The following is a 15218-nucleotide window of genomic DNA, read 5'->3' as shown; positions in this document are numbered from 1 at the left end:
ACTCTCCCGCGGCGGCGGGCCCCCCCCCGAGCGCGCGCCGCCTCCGTCTCGCGGGGGCGGGCGGGGGGGGGGGGGGCGCGCGGCCCCCCCCCCCCCACTGCCCTGGGCCGGCCCCGCCCCCGAAAGCTCTTCGAGTTCGAGGAGGCGGCCTGATGCTCGATCGGCATACGGCAGGCCCCCGCACCCCCGGTACCGCGACAAGAGGAGAGACTGTGCCCACTGTGCCCCCGGCCGAGACGGCCGCTGCGAGGACCGCGGTGGACGTGTCCGCGCTCCTGGAGCGCGGCCGGACCCTTGCCACACCGGTACTGCGCGCAGCCGTGGACCGCCTGGCACCGCCCATGGACACCGTCTCCGCCTACCACTTCGGCTGGATCGACGCCGAGGGCAACCCGGCCGCGGGCGACGGCGGCAAGGCCGTACGCCCCGCGCTCGCCGTGCTCTCCGCCGAGGTCACCGGCGCCGCGCCCGAGGTCGGCATCCCGGGGGCCGTCGCCGTCGAGCTGGTCCACAACTTCTCGCTGCTGCACGACGACCTGATGGACGGCGACGAACAGCGCCGGCACCGCGACACCGTGTGGAAGGTGCACGGCCCCGCGCAGGCCATCCTGGTCGGCGACGCCCTGTTCGCGCTCGCCAACGAGGTCCTGCTGGAGCTCGGCACCGTAGAGGCCGGCCGCGCCACCCGCCGCCTCACCACCGCGACCCGCGCCCTCATCGACGGCCAGGCGCAGGACATCTCCTACGAGCACCGCGACCGCGTCAGCGTCGAGGAGTGCCTGGAGATGGAGGGGAACAAGACCGGCGCCCTGCTCGCCTGCGCCTCCTCCATCGGGGCCGTGCTCGGCGGTGCGGACGACCGTACCGCCGACGTCCTGGAGAAGTACGGCCACCACCTCGGCCTGGCCTTCCAGGCCGTCGACGACCTCCTCGGCATCTGGGGCGACCCGGAGTCCACCGGGAAGCAGACCTGGAGCGATCTGCGCCAGCGCAAGAAGTCCCTGCCCGTGGTGGCGGCGCTCGCGGCGGGCGGGCCCGCCTCCGAGCGGCTCGGTGAGATCCTCGCCGCCGACGCCAAGAGCAGCGACTTCGAGAACTTCTCCGAGGAGGAGTTCGCGGCCCGCGCCGCGCTCATCGAGGAGGCCGGCGGCCGCGAGTGGACCGCCGAAGAGGCACGCCGTCAGCACACCATCGCCATCGAGGTCCTGGACGCCATCGACATGCCCGACCGGGTTCGGGCGCAGTTCACGGCGCTCGCCGACTTCGTCGTCGTACGAAAGAGATGATCACTATCGGTCGAATAGCCCTCGCGTAGTCGCCGGCCGGTGCTGCGAACGAACGAGTACCGGCCGACGGCGGACCCACAGCAGAGACATGCCACTGCACGAAGGGGAAGCCATGACAGCGACGACCGACGGAAGCACCGGGGCGATGCGGCCCCGTGTTGCCGCGGCCAGCGAAACCGACATCAACACACCCGTGGCGGCCGGGGTGCACGACGCCGCCGCAGTCGCCGTGCAACGCGCCACCGACTTCCTGCTCTCCCTTCAGGACGCGCAGGGCTGGTGGAAGGGCGACCTCGACACGAACGTCACGATGGACGCCGAGGATCTGTTGCTCCGTCAGTTCCTGGGCATCCGCGACGAGTCGACGACCCGGGCCGCCGCACTCTTCATCCGCGGCGAGCAGCGCGAGGACGGCACCTGGGCCAGTTTCTACGGCGGCCCGGGCGAACTCTCCACCACCATCGAGGCCTACGTCGCCCTCCGGCTGGCCGGTGACGCGCCGGACGCCCCGCACATGGCGAAGGCCTCCGCCTGGGTCCGCGAGCGCGGCGGCATCGCCTCGGCCCGCGTCTTCACCCGGATCTGGCTCGCGCTGTTCGGCTGGTGGAAGTGGGACGACCTGCCCGAACTCCCGCCGGAACTCATCTACTTCCCCACCTGGGTCCCCCTCAACATCTACGACTTCGGATGCTGGGCCCGGCAGACCATCGTGCCGCTCACGGTCGTCTCCGCGAAGCGGCCGGTACGGCCGGCGCCCTTCCCGCTCGACGAACTCCACACCGACGCGAACAACCCGAACCCGGTCAAGCCCCTTGCCAAGGTGGCGAGTTGGGACGGCGCCTTCCAGCGGCTCGACAAGGCGCTGCACCTCTACCGCAAGATCGCCCCGCGCAAGCTGCGCAGATCCGCGATGAACACGGCCGCGCGCTGGATCATCGAACGCCAGGAGAACGACGGCTGCTGGGGCGGCATCCAGCCGCCGGCCGTGTACTCGGTGATCGCACTGCACCTGCTGGGCTACGACCTCGAACACCCCGTGATGCGCGCGGGGTTGGAGTCACTGGACCGGTTCGCGATCTGGCGCGAGGACGGGGCCCGGATGATCGAGGCCTGCCAGTCCCCGGTGTGGGACACCTGCCTCGCGACCATCGCCCTCGCCGACGCGGGCGTGCCCGCCGACCACCCCCAACTGGTCAAGGCGGCCGACTGGATGCTCGGGGAGGAGATCGTCCGCCCCGGCGACTGGGCAGTGAAGCGGCCCCAACTGCCGCCCGGCGGCTGGGCGTTCGAGTTCCACAACGACAACTACCCCGACATCGACGACACCGCGGAGGTCGTCCTCGCGCTGCGCCGGGTCAGACACCACGACCCGGAACGCCTAGACCGGGCCGTCGGACGCGGAGTCCGCTGGAACCTCGGAATGCAGTCCAAGAACGGTGGTTGGGGCGCCTTCGACGTCGACAACACCAGCCCCTTCCCCAACCGGCTGCCGTTCTGCGACTTCGGGGAGGTCATCGACCCGCCGTCGGCGGACGTCACCGCGCACGTGGTCGAGATGCTCGCCGTCGAGGGCCTCGCCCACGACCCGCGCACCCGGCGCGGCATCGAGTGGCTGCTCGCCGAACAGGAGCCGGACGGCTCGTGGTTCGGGCGCTGGGGCGTCAACTACGTATACGGAACAGGGTCCGTGGTGCCCGCCCTCGCCGCCGCCGGAATCCCCGGCTCGCACCCGGCGATCCGGCGCGCGGTGACCTGGCTGGAGACCGTGCAGAACGAGGACGGCGGCTGGGGCGAGGACCTGCGCTCCTACAAGTACGCCAAGGAGTGGAGCGGCCGGGGCGCCTCGACCGCCTCGCAGACGGCCTGGGCGCTGATGGCCCTGCTGGCGGCGGGGGAGAGGGACTCCAAGGCCGTCGAGCGCGGCATCGAATGGCTCGCGACCACCCAGCGGGAGGACGGCTCCTGGGACGAGCCCTACTTCACGGGGACCGGCTTCCCGTGGGACTTCTCCATCAACTACCACCTCTACCGGCAGGTGTTCCCGCTCACCGCGCTCGGGCGCTTCGTGCACGGAGAACCGTTCAGCCAGAACGTCTCCCCGGCCGTTTCCCAGAGCAAGGCCCCGGCCGTCTCCCAGACCAAGGGGGGCTGATGAGCATCCGGCCCGTCGCTCCGCCGCTGTTGATCGCCTGCGCGCTCGGCATCGAGCACCTCGCCCTGCGCACCGGCGACCGCTCCGGCGCCGGCGGGCAGGTCACCGTCCTGCGGACGGGCATGGGGCCCGAGGCGGCCGAAGCGGCCGTCACCCGGCGCCTCGCCGACCCGGCGCTGTCCGAGGCCGCCGTACTGGCCACGGGCTTCTGCGCCGGACTCGCCCCCGGGATGCACCCCGGCGACCTGGTGGTCGCCGAGGAGACCCGGGACCCGCGCGGAACCGTTCCGTGCGTCGCCACCGAACTGCTCGTCAAGGAACTGGTGCGGGCCCTGCCCGGACGCACCGTCCACACCGGCCCCCTCACCGGCTCCGATCATGTCGTCCGCGGTCAGGAACGGTCGGATCTGCTCGCGACCGGCGCGATCGCGGTCGACATGGAGTCGGCGGCCACGCTGCTGAGCGCCGTGCGCACGGGCGCGCGCCCGGTTGCGGCCGTACGGGTGGTCGTGGACGCTCCTGAACATGAACTCGTCCGGATCGGCACGGTGCGCGGTGGAATATCGGCTTTCCGCGTTCTTCGATCCGTTCTTCCCGCTTTTTTCGAATGGCACCGTTCTTTGCTGCTCCCTCGGAGGTGAGCCAGATGGCCATGCCGCTGCGCCAGACAATCAAGGTCGCTACATACTTGGCTGAACAGAAGCTCCGCAAGCGGGACAAGTTCCCCCTGATCGTGGAGCTGGAACCTCTCTTCGCGTGCAACCTGAAGTGCGAGGGCTGCGGCAAGATCCAGCACCCGGCTGGTGTGCTCAAGCAGCGCATGCCGGTGGCGCAGGCCGTCGGGGCGGTGCTCGAATCCGGTGCGCCGATGGTGTCCATCGCGGGCGGCGAGCCCCTGATGCACCCTCAGATCGACGAGATCGTGCGGCAGTTGGTGGCGAAGAAGAAGTACGTCTTCCTCTGCACCAACGCCATGCTGCTGCGCAAGAAGCTCGACAAGTTCAAGCCCTCCCCGTACTTCGCCTTCGCGGTGCACATCGACGGACTGCGTGAGCGGCACGACGAGTCGGTCGCGAAGGAGGGCGTGTTCGACGAGGCGGTGGAGGCGATGAAGGAGGCCAAGAAGCGCGGCTTCCGGGTCACCACCAACTCCACCTTCTTCAACACGGACACCCCGCAGACCATCATCGAGGTCCTGAACTTCCTCAACGACGACATCAAGGTCGACGAGATGATGATCTCGCCCGCCTACGCCTACGAGAAGGCGCCCGACCAGGAGCACTTCCTGGGTGTCGCGCAGACCCACGAGCTGTTCAAGAAGGCCTTCGCGGGCGGCAACCGCAGGAAGTGGCGGCTCAACCACTCCCCGCTCTTCCTGGACTTCCTGGAGGGCAAGGTCGACTTCCCGTGCACGGCCTGGGCGATCCCGAACTACTCGCTCTTCGGCTGGCAGCGCCCCTGCTACCTGATGAGCGACGGGTACGTCCCGACGTACCGGGAGCTGATCGAGGAGACCGACTGGGACAAGTACGGCCGCGGCAAGGACCCGCGCTGCGCCAACTGCATGGCGCACTGCGGCTACGAGCCCACCGCCGTCCTCGCCACCATGGGCTCCCTCAAGGAGTCGCTGCGGGCCATGCGCGAGACCGTCGCCGGAAACCGCGACTGACGTCATGACCGCAGTGTCCCTGGGCGTCCCCGAGATGCCGGTCCGGCCGATCGCCGAGCGACGTGTGTCGCGGCAGATCCAGGTCGGGCCGGTGGCGGTCGGGGGCGGGGCCCCCGTGTCGGTCCAGTCGATGACCACGACCCGTACGTCGGACATCGGCGCCACCCTCCAGCAGATCGCCGAACTCACCGCGTCCGGCTGCCAGATCGTCCGCGTCGCCTGCCCCACGCAGGACGACGCGGACGCGCTGGCCACCATCGCGCGCAAGTCGCAGATCCCGGTGATCGCGGACATCCACTTCCAGCCCAAGTACGTGTTCGCCGCAATCGAGGCCGGGTGCGCGGCAGTTCGCGTCAATCCCGGCAACATCAAGCAGTTCGACGACAAGGTCAAGGAGATCGCGCGGGCCGCCAAGGACCACGGCACGCCGATCCGTATCGGGGTCAACGCCGGTTCCCTGGACCGCCGTCTGCTCCAGAAGTACGGCAGGGCGACGCCCGAGGCGCTCGTCGAGTCGGCCCTCTGGGAGGCGTCCCTCTTCGAGGAGCACGGCTTCGGCGACATCAAGATCTCCGTCAAGCACAACGACCCCGTGGTGATGGTCAACGCCTACCGGCTGCTGGCCGCGCAGAGCGACTATCCGCTGCACCTCGGAGTCACCGAGGCCGGGCCCGCCTTCCAGGGCACGATCAAGTCGGCGGTCGCCTTCGGGGCGCTGCTCAGCGAGGGCATCGGCGACACGATCCGGGTGTCGCTGTCCGCCCCGCCGGTGGAGGAGGTCAAGGTCGGCCTCCAGATCCTGGAGTCGCTGAACCTCAAGCCCCGCCGTCTCGAGATCGTGTCGTGCCCGTCCTGCGGGCGCGCCCAGGTGGACGTCTACAAGCTCGCCGACGAGGTCACGGCCGGGCTCGAGGGCATGGAGGTGCCGTTGCGCGTCGCGGTCATGGGCTGCGTCGTCAACGGACCCGGCGAGGCGCGGGAGGCGGACCTCGGCGTCGCCTCCGGCAACGGCAAGGGCCAGATCTTCGTCAAGGGCGAGGTCGTCAAGACCGTGCCCGAGTCGAAGATCGTGGAGACCCTCATCGAGGAGGCGATGAAGATCGCCGAGCAGATGGAGCAGGACGGCGTCGCGGCGGGGGAGCCGGCCGTCACCGTGAGCTGAACAGCACGGACCGAAGGGGGCCCGACGTGACGATCCTGGAGAGCATCCGCCAACCACGCGACCTGAAGTCGCTGTCCGAGGCGGAACTCGGCGAACTGTCCGAAGAGATAAGGGAGTTCCTGGTCCACGCGGTGGCCAGGACCGGCGGCCACCTCGGGCCCAACCTGGGCGTGGTGGAACTGACCATCGCGCTCCACCGGGTCTTCGAGTCACCGGTCGACCGCATCGTCTGGGACACCGGCCACCAGAGCTATGTGCACAAGATCCTGACGGGCCGTCAGGACTTCTCGAAGCTGCGCGGCAAGGGCGGCCTCTCGGGCTATCCCTCGCGCGAGGAGTCCGAGCACGACATCGTCGAGAACAGCCACGCCTCCACCGCGCTCGGCTGGGCCGACGGACTCGCCAAGGCCCGCCAGGTGCAGGGCGAGAAGGGGCATGTCGTCGCGGTCATCGGCGACGGCGCGCTCACCGGCGGCATGGCCTGGGAAGCGCTGAACAACATCGCCGCCGCCAAGGACCGGCCGCTGATCATCGTCGTCAACGACAACGAGCGCTCCTACTCGCCCACGATCGGCGGCCTCGCCAACCACCTGGCGACCCTGCGGACGACCGACAGCTACGAGAAGGTCCTCGCCTGGGGCAAGGAGGTCCTGCTGCGCACCCCGGTCGTCGGCAACACCGTCTACGAGTCGCTGCACGGCGCGAAGAAGGGCTTCAAGGACGCGTTCGCCCCGCAGGGCATGTTCGAGGACCTGGGCCTCAAGTACGTCGGCCCGATCGACGGACACGACATCGGCGCCGTCGAGTCGGCACTGCGCCGTGCGAAACGCTTCCATGGACCGGTCCTGGTCCACTGCCTCACGGAGAAGGGGCGCGGCTACGAACCCGCCCTCGCCCACGAGGAGGACCACTTCCACACCGTCGGCGTGATGGACCCGCTCACCTGTGAGCCGCTCGTGCCCTCCAACGGCCCTTCCTGGACCAGCGTGTTCGGCGACGAGATCGTCAGGATCGGGGAGGAACGCGACGACGTCGTCGCCATCACGGCCGCGATGCTGCACCCGGTCGGCCTCGGCAAGTTCGCCGCACGCTTCCCCGACCGGGTCTGGGACGTCGGCATCGCCGAGCAGCACGCGGCCGTGTCGGCGGCGGGCCTCGCGACCGGCGGACTGCATCCCGTCGTCGCCGTCTACGCCACCTTCCTCAACCGGGCCTTCGACCAGCTCCTCATGGACGTGGCGCTGCACCGCTGCGGGGTGACGTTCGTCCTGGACCGCGCCGGAGTGACCGGTGTTGACGGAGCGTCACACAACGGCATGTGGGACATGTCCATCCTCCAGGTGGTGCCGGGTCTGCGCATCGCCGCGCCGCGCGACGCCGATCAACTCCGGGCGCAGCTGCGGGAAGCGGTCGCCGTCGACGACGCGCCGACCCTCGTCCGCTTCCCGAAGGAGTCGGTCGGACCGGAGATCCCGGCGATCGACCGCGTGGGTGGCCTCGACGTCCTGCACCGCGGCCCGGGAACACCCGAGGTGCTGCTCGTCGCCGTAGGAGTGATGGCACCCGTCTGTCTCCAGGCCGCCGAACTCCTCGAAGCGCGCGGCATCAACTGCACGGTGGTGGACCCCCGTTGGGTCAAACCCGTGGACCCGGCGCTGCCCGGCCTCGCCGCCGAACACCGCCTGGTGGCCGTCGTCGAGGACAACAGCCGGGCCTCAGGCGTCGGCGCCGCCGTTGCGCTGGCCCTCGGTGACGCGGAAGTCGACGTCCCCGTACGGCGGTTCGGCATTCCGGAACAGTTCCTCGCGCACGCCAAACGCGGCGAGGTGCTCGCCGACATCGGCCTCACACCTGTCGAGGTCGCCGGACGGATCAGCGCAAGCCTGGCGGTCAAGGACACGGCCGGCCACGCAGCCAAGGAGAAACCCGAATGACCAAGGAGTTCGACCTCACCGCGCTCTTGGCCGAGCGCGGAGCCGAGCGCTACGAGCTGCACGCCAAGTACCTCAACCACCAGCTCCCGCGCATGCTGCACACCATCGGCTTCGACAAGGTCTACGAGCGGGGCGAGGGCGCCTACTTCTGGGACGCGGACGGCAACGACTACCTGGACATGCTCGCCGGGTTCGGGGTGATGGGCCTCGGCCGTCACCACCCCGTCGTCCGCAAGGCGCTGCACGACGTCCTCGACGCCCAGCTCGCCGACCTCACCCGCTTCGACTGCCAGCCGCTGCCCGGCCTCCTCGCCGAGAAGCTGCTCACCCACAGCCCGCACCTGGACCGGGTGTTCTTCGGCAACAGCGGTACGGAGGCGGTCGAGACCGCGCTCAAGTTCGCCCGGTACGCGACCGGGAAGCCGCGCATTCTGTACTGCGACCACGCCTTCCACGGCCTGACCACCGGTTCGCTGTCGGTCAACGGCGAGGACGGCTTCCGGGACGGCTTCGCCCCGCTGCTGCCGGACACTGCCGTACCGCTCGGTGATCTCGACGCCCTGGCACGGGAGTTGAAGAAGGGTGACGTCGCCGCCCTCGTCGTGGAGCCGATCCAGGGCAAGGGCGTGCACGAGGCGCCGCCGGGCTATCTGCGCGCCGCGCAGGAACTCCTGCGCCGGCACAAGGCGTTGCTCATCGCCGACGAGGTGCAGACCGGGCTCGGCCGCACCGGCGACTTCTACGCCTACCAGCACGAGGACGGCGTGGAACCGGACTTGGTGTGCGTGGCCAAGGCGCTGTCCGGCGGCTATGTGCCGGTCGGCGCGACCCTCGGCAAGGACTGGATCTTCAAGAAGGTCTACTCGTCCATGGACCGGGTGCTGGTCCACTCGGCGAGCTTCGGGTCCAACGCCCAGGCCATGGCGGCAGGCCTCGCCGTGCTGTCGGTCATGGAGAACGAGCAGATCGTTGCCAACGCCCGTGCCACCGGGGACCAGTTGAGGACCCGGCTCGCCGCGCTGGTCGACAAGTACGAGCTGCTCGCCGACGTACGCGGCCGGGGCCTGATGATCGGCATCGAGTTCGGGAAGCCCAAGTCGCTGAAGCTGCGCAGCCGTTGGACCATGCTGCAGGCGGCGCGGAAGGGACTGTTCGCGCAGATGGTGGTCGTACCGCTGCTCCAGCGGCACCGCATCCTCACCCAGGTCTCCGGCGACCACCTGGAGGTCATCAAGCTGATCCCGCCGCTGATCGTCGGCGAGCGCGAGGTGGACCGGTTTGTGGACGCTTTCACGGCAGTGATGGACGACGCGCACAGCGGCGGCGGGCTGATGTGGGACTTCAGCAGGACGCTCGTGAAGCAGGCGGTGGCCAACCGCTGAGCCCCAGGACGGGGCTTTTGCCTCTGTGGCAAGAAATTTGCCGCAGAGGCACGCCTGCGGCTGAATAGAGGGTATGAGCTCCTCCGAGACCGAGCCGGAACCGTCGGCCGGACCGGCCGACGACCTGCCGGTCACCGTCGCACCCCAGCTCCGCGCCCTGCGCCGCCGCGCCTCCCTCACCCTGGAGGCCGCCGCCCGCTCGGCCGGACTCTCGCCCGCCCATCTCTCCCGCCTGGAGACCGGGCAGCGCCAGCCGTCGCTGCCGATGCTGCTCGCGCTCGCCCGCATCTACGGTACGACAGTCTCGGATCTGCTCGGCGAGACGGTCACCGACCGGGAGGCCGTCGTACGCGCCGCCGACATGGAACCGACCCGGGCGGGCGGCTGGACGTACTGGCAGGCCGGCGCCCCCGGCCGCGGTATGCAGTCGCTGCGCGTCCGTATCCCGCACGGCTCCCAGGGCGACATCGTGCGCGTGCACCCCGGTGAGGAATGGCTGTACGTCCTCACGGGGCGGCTGCGGCTGCGGCTCGGCGACACCGCGCACATCCTCGCGCCCGGCGACAGCGCGCACTTCGACTCGCTCACCCCGCACCGCCTCGCCGCCGCCGACAAGGACGGCGTCGAGGTGCTCTTCGTCCACACCCTGCTGCAGAGTCCCACGGCCACCCTGTGCCTGGGCCCGATCACCGGAGACACACCATGAGCGGCAACAACATCGAGGACAGGTTCCCCCGTGCCCTGTGGGTACGGCTTCTCATCTACATCGCCGTCGGCCACCTCTTCGCGGCCTTCATCTACCTGTTGTTCTCCGTGGGCGCCAAGTAGCCCGCGGCAGCGGCAAGTTCAGTCGAGCAGCCGCTCGCGCAGCCGCTCCCGGATCTCCGGGGTGATCCCCAGCCCCTGTTCCAGATAGGCGTCCACGCTGCCCCAGGTCTCCTCGACGGTGTCGAAGGCCGCCGTCAGATACTCGGCCCGGGCGTCGAAGAGGGGGCTGAGGAGCTCCATCACCTCGGGGGAGTAGCCGGCCGACGAGGAGTCGCTGCGGCGCACCTTGTAGCGGCGGTGCTTGGCGTTCGACTCCAGATAGTCGGCGACGATCGCCTCGCGCTCCACACCCAGGGCGAGCAGCGTCACGGCGATCGACAGACCCGCGCGGTCCTTGCCCGCCGCGCAGTGCATCAGCGCCGGAACACTGTCCTCGGCGAGCGCGAGCAGCACCTGGGAGTGCTCGGCGGTGCGCTGGGTGACGATCGTGCGGTACGAGGCGATCATGCGGTTGGCGCCCTTGCCGTCGCCGAGGATCCCGCGCAGCTGCTCTATCTCCCCGTCACGGACCATCTTCCAGAACTCGGAGCCGTCCGCCGGGTCGGACAGCGGCAGGTTCACATTGCGCACGCCGGGCAGCTCGACGTCGGGGCCCTCCAGCTTCTGGTCCGACGCGTTGCGGAAGTCGAAGATGGTGTGCAGGCCGAGGGAGGCCAGGAACGCGGCGTCCTCCTCGGTCGCGTGCGCGAGGTGGCCGCTGCGGAACAGCACACCCTGCCGCACCCGCCGTCCGTCCGCCGTCGGAAGCCCGCCCACGTCCCGGAAATTACGCACTCCGGACAACTCCGGCTCGGTCGACGGAATCTGCTGCGTCACGAGGGCTCCTCCCGCTCGGCCCGACGACGCGGCTCACCGGCGGGCACCCTGTCGACGATACGACATACGCACCGCGGCCCGGGATGCCTTCGAGGCGCTGACCAGGGTCTCTTCCAAGTGGCATCAGGGCAGGATCGAGTCGACGCAACCCCCGTCGACCCGCAGCGCACCGCCCGTCGTGGCCGAGGCCTGGTCGGAACTGAGGTAGACGACCATGTTGGCGATCTCCTCTGGCTCGATCAGCCGTTGCAGCGGGGACTGCGGCCGGCTTCAGCGGAGTGCTGACCGGACCGGGCCGGCATCGCTGACCCGGACGCGTGACACGGGTCTCCACAGATGAAGAGTTCTCCACAGGCGTTGCCTCGCAGGTCCCGCACCATTGATGATGTTGGCGCTTGAGTGGACTTGTTCGAATCTGTGAGGGACTTGATGCTGGAGACTGCCGAGAACGGCCGTACGTGGGTGCTGTCGGGACCCACGAGCAGTTACGCCGTCCATCTCACCGAGCGCGACGAACTGCTCCATCTCCACTGGGGTCCCCGTATCGCGCTCGCCGACGCCGAGGAACTCGCCGCCCGCCCGCTCCCCGGCGGCGCCTCCTTCGAGGCCCCGCTCGACGGACACGAGGAGTACCCGGTCGAGGGCGGCCCCCGCTTCGTCCGGCCCGCCCTGTCGGTGCGCACCCCGGAGCGGCGCGGCACCGAGTGGACCTTCGACCGCTACGACACGGACGGCGACGAACTGCGGCTCCGCTTCCGCGACGCGGGACTGACGATCACCCTGCACTACCGGACGCGCGGCGACGTCGTGGAACGCTGGACGGTCCTCGACAACGACGGGACCGAGCCGCTGGAGCTGCTGCGCGCCGACTCCGCGACCTGGACCCTGCCCGACCGGGAGGACTGGCAGCTGTCGCACGTGCACGGGCGCTGGGCCGCCGAGTCACGGCTGGTGCGCTCCCCCCTCACCTACGGTGAGAAGGTCATCGGCAGCCGCCGCGGCCACACCGGACACCAGTACCTCCCCTGGGTCGCGCTCGACACCGACGCGACCGAGGAACGCGGCGAGGTCTACGGCTGCGCCCTCGGCTGGTCGGGGTCCTGGCGGATCGCCGTGGCCCAACTCCCGGACGCGCGCGTGCAGATCACCGGCGGCGCCGGGTACGACGAGTCCGGGCTGCTGAGCCTCGCCGCCGGGGAGTCCTTCACGACCCCCCTCTTCGCCGCCCTGTGGAGCGACGCCGGCTTCGGCGGCGCCAGCCGCACCTGGCACGACTACCAGCGGACCCATGTCATCCCGGACGCCGACCGGGACCGCCCGGTGCTCTACAACTCCTGGGAGGCCACCCAGTTCGACATCTCCGAGGAGCAGCAGGAGGTCCTCGCACAGCGCGCGGCGGCCGCCGGCGTCGAGCTGTTCGTGGTCGACGACGGCTGGTTCGGCGCCCGCACCAGCGACCGCGCCGGACTCGGCGACTGGACCCCCAACCCGGACCGTTTCCCCGCCGGCCTCAAGCCCCTTGCGGACCGCGTCCACTCACTGGGCATGCAGTTCGGCATCTGGGTCGAGCCCGAGATGATCAACCCGGACAGCGACCTGTACCGCGCCCACCCGGACTGGGTGCAGTACCAAGAGGGACGAAAGCGGACGGAATTCCGCAATCAGCTCGTCCTCAACCTCGCCCGCGAGGACGTCCAGGAGTACCTCTGGGAGCAGCTCGACGGCCTCCTCTCCAGCGCGCCCATCGACTATGTGAAGTGGGACTTCAACCGCTGCTTCACCGACGCCGGCTGGCCCGGCGACGCCTATCCGCAGCGCCTCTGGGTCGACCATGTGCGCGCGCTGTACGCCCTGTTGGACCGGTTGCGGGAGGCCCACCCCGGTGTGGCCTTCGAGTCCTGCTCGGGTGGCGGCGGCCGGATCGACCTCGGCATCCTCAGCCGTACGGACCAGGTGTGGACCTCCGACAACACCGATCCGCTCGACCGGCTCGCCATCCAGCACGGCTTCAGCCAGATCCACCCCGCGCGCGTGATGGCCGCCTGGGTCACCGACAGCCCCAACACCCAGCTCAACGACCGGGTCAGCAGCCTGCGCTTCCGGTTCGTGAGCGCCATGGCCGGAGTGCTCGGCGTCGGCGGCGACCTCTCCGAGTGGACCGAGGAGGAACTCGCCGAGGCCCGCGAGTGGATCACCCTCTACAAGGAGATCCGGCCGCTGGTGCAGCACGGCGACCTCCACCGGCTGCGCCCGCCGACCGGTGGACTGAGCGCCGTGCAGTACACGCGCGGCGACGAGAGCGTCGTCCTCGCCCTGCTCCAGGCGCAGCACTACGGCGAGCCGGTACCGGCGCTCCGGCTGCGCGGGCTCGACCCGACGGCGTCGTACGAATGCCTCGAAACGGGCGAAGTCCACCGGGGTGCCGTGCTGTTGCACCACGGGCTGCGGACCGGGCTGCGTGGTGACCTCGATGCGACGGTTCTCCGGCTGCGTCGCATCTGAGCCTTCTGCCCGAATTGCAGCCTTCGTTACAACTCGCTCTGGAATGAGGGAAGCTGAGAGGTTGTACGTGAGCAGCGTCATATCCGTGACCGTACGTCGCTCGTCATGTTCACGTAATTGACATGCTTTTCCAGGGGAATTGAGGTCGAAGTCGAGTGGGAATTCACGGAGGGTGACTGTGAATTCCCACAGGAGATCACAAGAAACACAAAACCGCGGAACCTCCTGCTTGTCCCTTTGCGTCTTCCTCGCTTACGTTCGCCACCAATCCGGACGGACGCCCAATCCTGCCGCCGACCGGACTCCGCACACACCCACCCGTATGCGGCAGGAGCGGGGGACCCACAGGTAGGACGCCTGTTCCGGTCTCCGGAACGGGCTTGGGGTAAAGCCGCGCCCAGCGCGCGGCCGGGCATCTCCAGCCCGCACCCGACAGCTCACCTCGCAGGCGCCGGAGAGGAATTCGTCATGCCCGCGAAGGGTAAGCACCGCCGTCCCAAGTCCCAGCGCCTCATCCGCTCGATAGCCGTAGCCGGAACCGGCGGCGCCGCGCTCGCCCTTCCGCTCGTGGGAGCCGCCGGCGCCCATGCCGCCCCTTCGACTTCCGCTCCGGAAAAGGCCGTTCAGTCGGTTCCGGCGACCGAGAAGACGGTGACGCGGAAAGCGGCGACCGCGAAGACCGAAGGCGTCAAGACGTATTCGGTGAAGGCGGGCGACTGGCTCGCGAAGATCGCCGAGGACCAGGACGTCACCGGCGGCTGGAAGAAGATCTACCAGGACAACCGCGAGGCCATCGGCGCCGATCCGTCGCTGATCCACCCGGGCCTCAAGCTCTCCCTCGGCAAGAAGGCCACGACGGGCGCGAGCAAGTCGTCCGACTCGTCGTCCAGTTCATCCGGTTCGTTCTCTTCTTCGTCCTCCTCTTCGTCGAAGAAGACGACCGCCACGCAGAGCGCCGACACCACCAGCACCTCCAGCGGCTACACCCTCCCCGTGACCGGCGGCACCATCGGCACCGGCTATCACGTCGCGGGCAGCATGTGGTCCAGCGGCTACCACACGGGCGTCGACTTCGTCGTCCCGACCGGCACCACCGTCAAGGCGGTCGCCGCGGGTACGGTCGTCTCGGCGGCCTACGACGGCGCCTACGGCAACGAGGTCGTCATCCGGCACGCGGACGGCGAGTACTCGCAGTACGCCCACATGTCGCAGCTCTCCGTCTCGGCCGGCCAGACCGTGACCGAGGGCCAGCAGATCGGTCTCTCCGGCGCGACCGGCAATGTGACCGGCCCGCACCTGCACTTCGAGATCCGGACCACTCCGTACTACGGCTCGGACGTGGACCCGGTCGCCTACCTCCGCTCGCACGGCGTCACCGTCGGCTGACACCGGGGCCCGGCGCAGGGCGGTTCCCGGGCTCAACGCCCCTGACCAGGGGGTTATTCCGACTTTGGAGAACCCTTTACAAGTGGCTTATCTCACCGCCC

Annotated in this window: 12 protein-coding genes, 1 pseudogene and 1 riboswitch; of the genes and pseudogenes, 11 read left to right on the top strand and 2 right to left on the bottom strand. The window is 69.6% G+C overall.

Annotated elements, in window-relative coordinates; all coding sequences use genetic code 11:
• The first annotated feature begins 152 nt into the window (after nucleotides 1–152).
• The 9 genes from ACFXC1_RS42580 to ACFXC1_RS42540 all read left to right on the top strand — a co-directional run bounded on the left by ACFXC1_RS42580 (nucleotide 153) and on the right by ACFXC1_RS42540 (nucleotide 10413).
• Nucleotides 153–1286, top strand: coding sequence for a polyprenyl synthetase family protein (locus ACFXC1_RS42580; RefSeq protein ID WP_381253460.1), 1134 nt, complete (start codon nucleotides 153–155; stop codon nucleotides 1284–1286).
• Nucleotides 1287–1398: 112 nt separating this feature from the next.
• Complete coding sequence (gene shc / locus ACFXC1_RS42575; RefSeq protein ID WP_381253458.1) at nucleotides 1399–3438, top strand: squalene--hopene cyclase; 2040 nt, start codon at nucleotides 1399–1401, stop codon at nucleotides 3436–3438.
• A complete protein-coding gene (locus tag ACFXC1_RS42570) occupies nucleotides 3438–4079 on the top strand; it encodes a phosphorylase family protein (RefSeq protein WP_381253455.1) in 642 nt (213 codons plus the stop codon). Before shc ends, ACFXC1_RS42570 begins: the two co-directional genes overlap by 1 nt.
• 5 nt (nucleotides 4080–4084) lie before the next feature.
• Nucleotides 4085–5107, top strand: a complete 1023-nt coding sequence (hpnH, locus tag ACFXC1_RS42565; protein WP_019069695.1) for an adenosyl-hopene transferase HpnH — start codon at nucleotides 4085–4087, stop codon at nucleotides 5105–5107.
• Nucleotides 5108–5111: 4 nt separating this feature from the next.
• Nucleotides 5112–6269, top strand: a complete 1158-nt coding sequence (gene ispG / locus ACFXC1_RS42560; RefSeq protein WP_381253452.1) for a flavodoxin-dependent (E)-4-hydroxy-3-methylbut-2-enyl-diphosphate synthase — start codon at nucleotides 5112–5114, stop codon at nucleotides 6267–6269.
• A 26-nt stretch (nucleotides 6270–6295) separates the two neighbouring features.
• Nucleotides 6296–8203 (top strand): 1-deoxy-D-xylulose-5-phosphate synthase, encoded by a 1908-nt coding sequence (dxs, locus tag ACFXC1_RS42555; protein WP_381253449.1) that lies wholly within the window; start codon nucleotides 6296–6298, stop codon nucleotides 8201–8203.
• Nucleotides 8200–9585 (top strand): aspartate aminotransferase family protein, encoded by a 1386-nt coding sequence (locus ACFXC1_RS42550; RefSeq protein ID WP_381253446.1) that lies wholly within the window; start codon nucleotides 8200–8202, stop codon nucleotides 9583–9585. The genes dxs and ACFXC1_RS42550 overlap by 4 nt, the downstream gene beginning before the upstream one ends.
• 73 nt (nucleotides 9586–9658) lie before the next feature.
• Nucleotides 9659–10291 (top strand): helix-turn-helix domain-containing protein, encoded by a 633-nt coding sequence (locus ACFXC1_RS42545; protein ID WP_381253443.1) that lies wholly within the window; start codon nucleotides 9659–9661, stop codon nucleotides 10289–10291.
• Nucleotides 10288–10413, top strand: a complete 126-nt coding sequence (locus tag ACFXC1_RS42540) for a DUF6126 family protein (RefSeq protein WP_019069690.1) — start codon at nucleotides 10288–10290, stop codon at nucleotides 10411–10413. Before ACFXC1_RS42545 ends, ACFXC1_RS42540 begins: the two co-directional genes overlap by 4 nt.
• A gap of 18 nt (nucleotides 10414–10431) precedes the next feature.
• On the opposite strand, the gene ACFXC1_RS42535 is transcribed toward ACFXC1_RS42540, so the two are convergent.
• Together ACFXC1_RS42535 and ACFXC1_RS42530 are read right to left on the bottom strand one after the other, a co-directional pair.
• Nucleotides 10432–11229, bottom strand: a complete 798-nt coding sequence (locus tag ACFXC1_RS42535; RefSeq protein WP_381253440.1) for a tyrosine-protein phosphatase — start codon at nucleotides 11227–11229, stop codon at nucleotides 10432–10434.
• Between the two features lie 123 nt (nucleotides 11230–11352).
• Nucleotides 11353–11496: pseudogene (locus ACFXC1_RS42530) on the bottom strand (SDR family oxidoreductase); the annotation flags it as partial.
• A 162-nt stretch (nucleotides 11497–11658) separates the two neighbouring features.
• Here ACFXC1_RS42530 and ACFXC1_RS42525 point away from each other — a divergent pair.
• Complete coding sequence (locus ACFXC1_RS42525; protein WP_381253437.1) at nucleotides 11659–13731, top strand: alpha-galactosidase; 2073 nt, start codon at nucleotides 11659–11661, stop codon at nucleotides 13729–13731.
• A gap of 301 nt (nucleotides 13732–14032) precedes the next feature.
• Nucleotides 14033–14195, top strand: a riboswitch (cyclic di-AMP (ydaO/yuaA leader).
• A 4-nt stretch (nucleotides 14196–14199) separates the two neighbouring features.
• Nucleotides 14200–15117, top strand: a complete 918-nt coding sequence (locus tag ACFXC1_RS42520) for a M23 family metallopeptidase (RefSeq protein ID WP_381253435.1) — start codon at nucleotides 14200–14202, stop codon at nucleotides 15115–15117.
• Nucleotides 15118–15218: the final 101 nt, after the last annotated feature.

The organism is Streptomyces hokutonensis, assembly GCF_042751305.1.
GTDB classification, from domain to species: domain Bacteria; phylum Actinomycetota; class Actinomycetes; order Streptomycetales; family Streptomycetaceae; genus Streptomyces; species Streptomyces hokutonensis_A.
Note: the sequence above shows the minus strand (reverse complement) of the source record. Positions and strands in the feature narration are given on the sequence as shown.

Bases quoted from the DNA above. Each gene is read 5' to 3' on its own strand.
- ACFXC1_RS42540 (WP_019069690.1), top strand. From the start codon at position 10,288: ATGAGCGGCAACAACATCGAGGACAGGTTCCCCCGTGCCCTGTGGGTA.
- ACFXC1_RS42570 (WP_381253455.1), top strand. From the start codon at position 3,438: ATGAGCATCCGGCCCGTCGCTCCGCCGCTGTTGATCGCCTGCGCGCTC.
- ACFXC1_RS42550 (WP_381253446.1), top strand. From the start codon at position 8,200: ATGACCAAGGAGTTCGACCTCACCGCGCTCTTGGCCGAGCGCGGAGCC.
- ACFXC1_RS42545 (WP_381253443.1), top strand. From the start codon at position 9,659: ATGAGCTCCTCCGAGACCGAGCCGGAACCGTCGGCCGGACCGGCCGAC.
- ispG (WP_381253452.1), top strand. From the start codon at position 5,112: ATGACCGCAGTGTCCCTGGGCGTCCCCGAGATGCCGGTCCGGCCGATC.
- hpnH (WP_019069695.1), top strand. From the start codon at position 4,085: ATGGCCATGCCGCTGCGCCAGACAATCAAGGTCGCTACATACTTGGCT.
- ACFXC1_RS42525 (WP_381253437.1), top strand. From the start codon at position 11,659: ATGCTGGAGACTGCCGAGAACGGCCGTACGTGGGTGCTGTCGGGACCC.
- ACFXC1_RS42580 (WP_381253460.1), top strand. From the start codon at position 153: ATGCTCGATCGGCATACGGCAGGCCCCCGCACCCCCGGTACCGCGACA.
- shc (WP_381253458.1), top strand. From the start codon at position 1,399: ATGACAGCGACGACCGACGGAAGCACCGGGGCGATGCGGCCCCGTGTT.
- ACFXC1_RS42520 (WP_381253435.1), top strand. From the start codon at position 14,200: ATGCCCGCGAAGGGTAAGCACCGCCGTCCCAAGTCCCAGCGCCTCATC.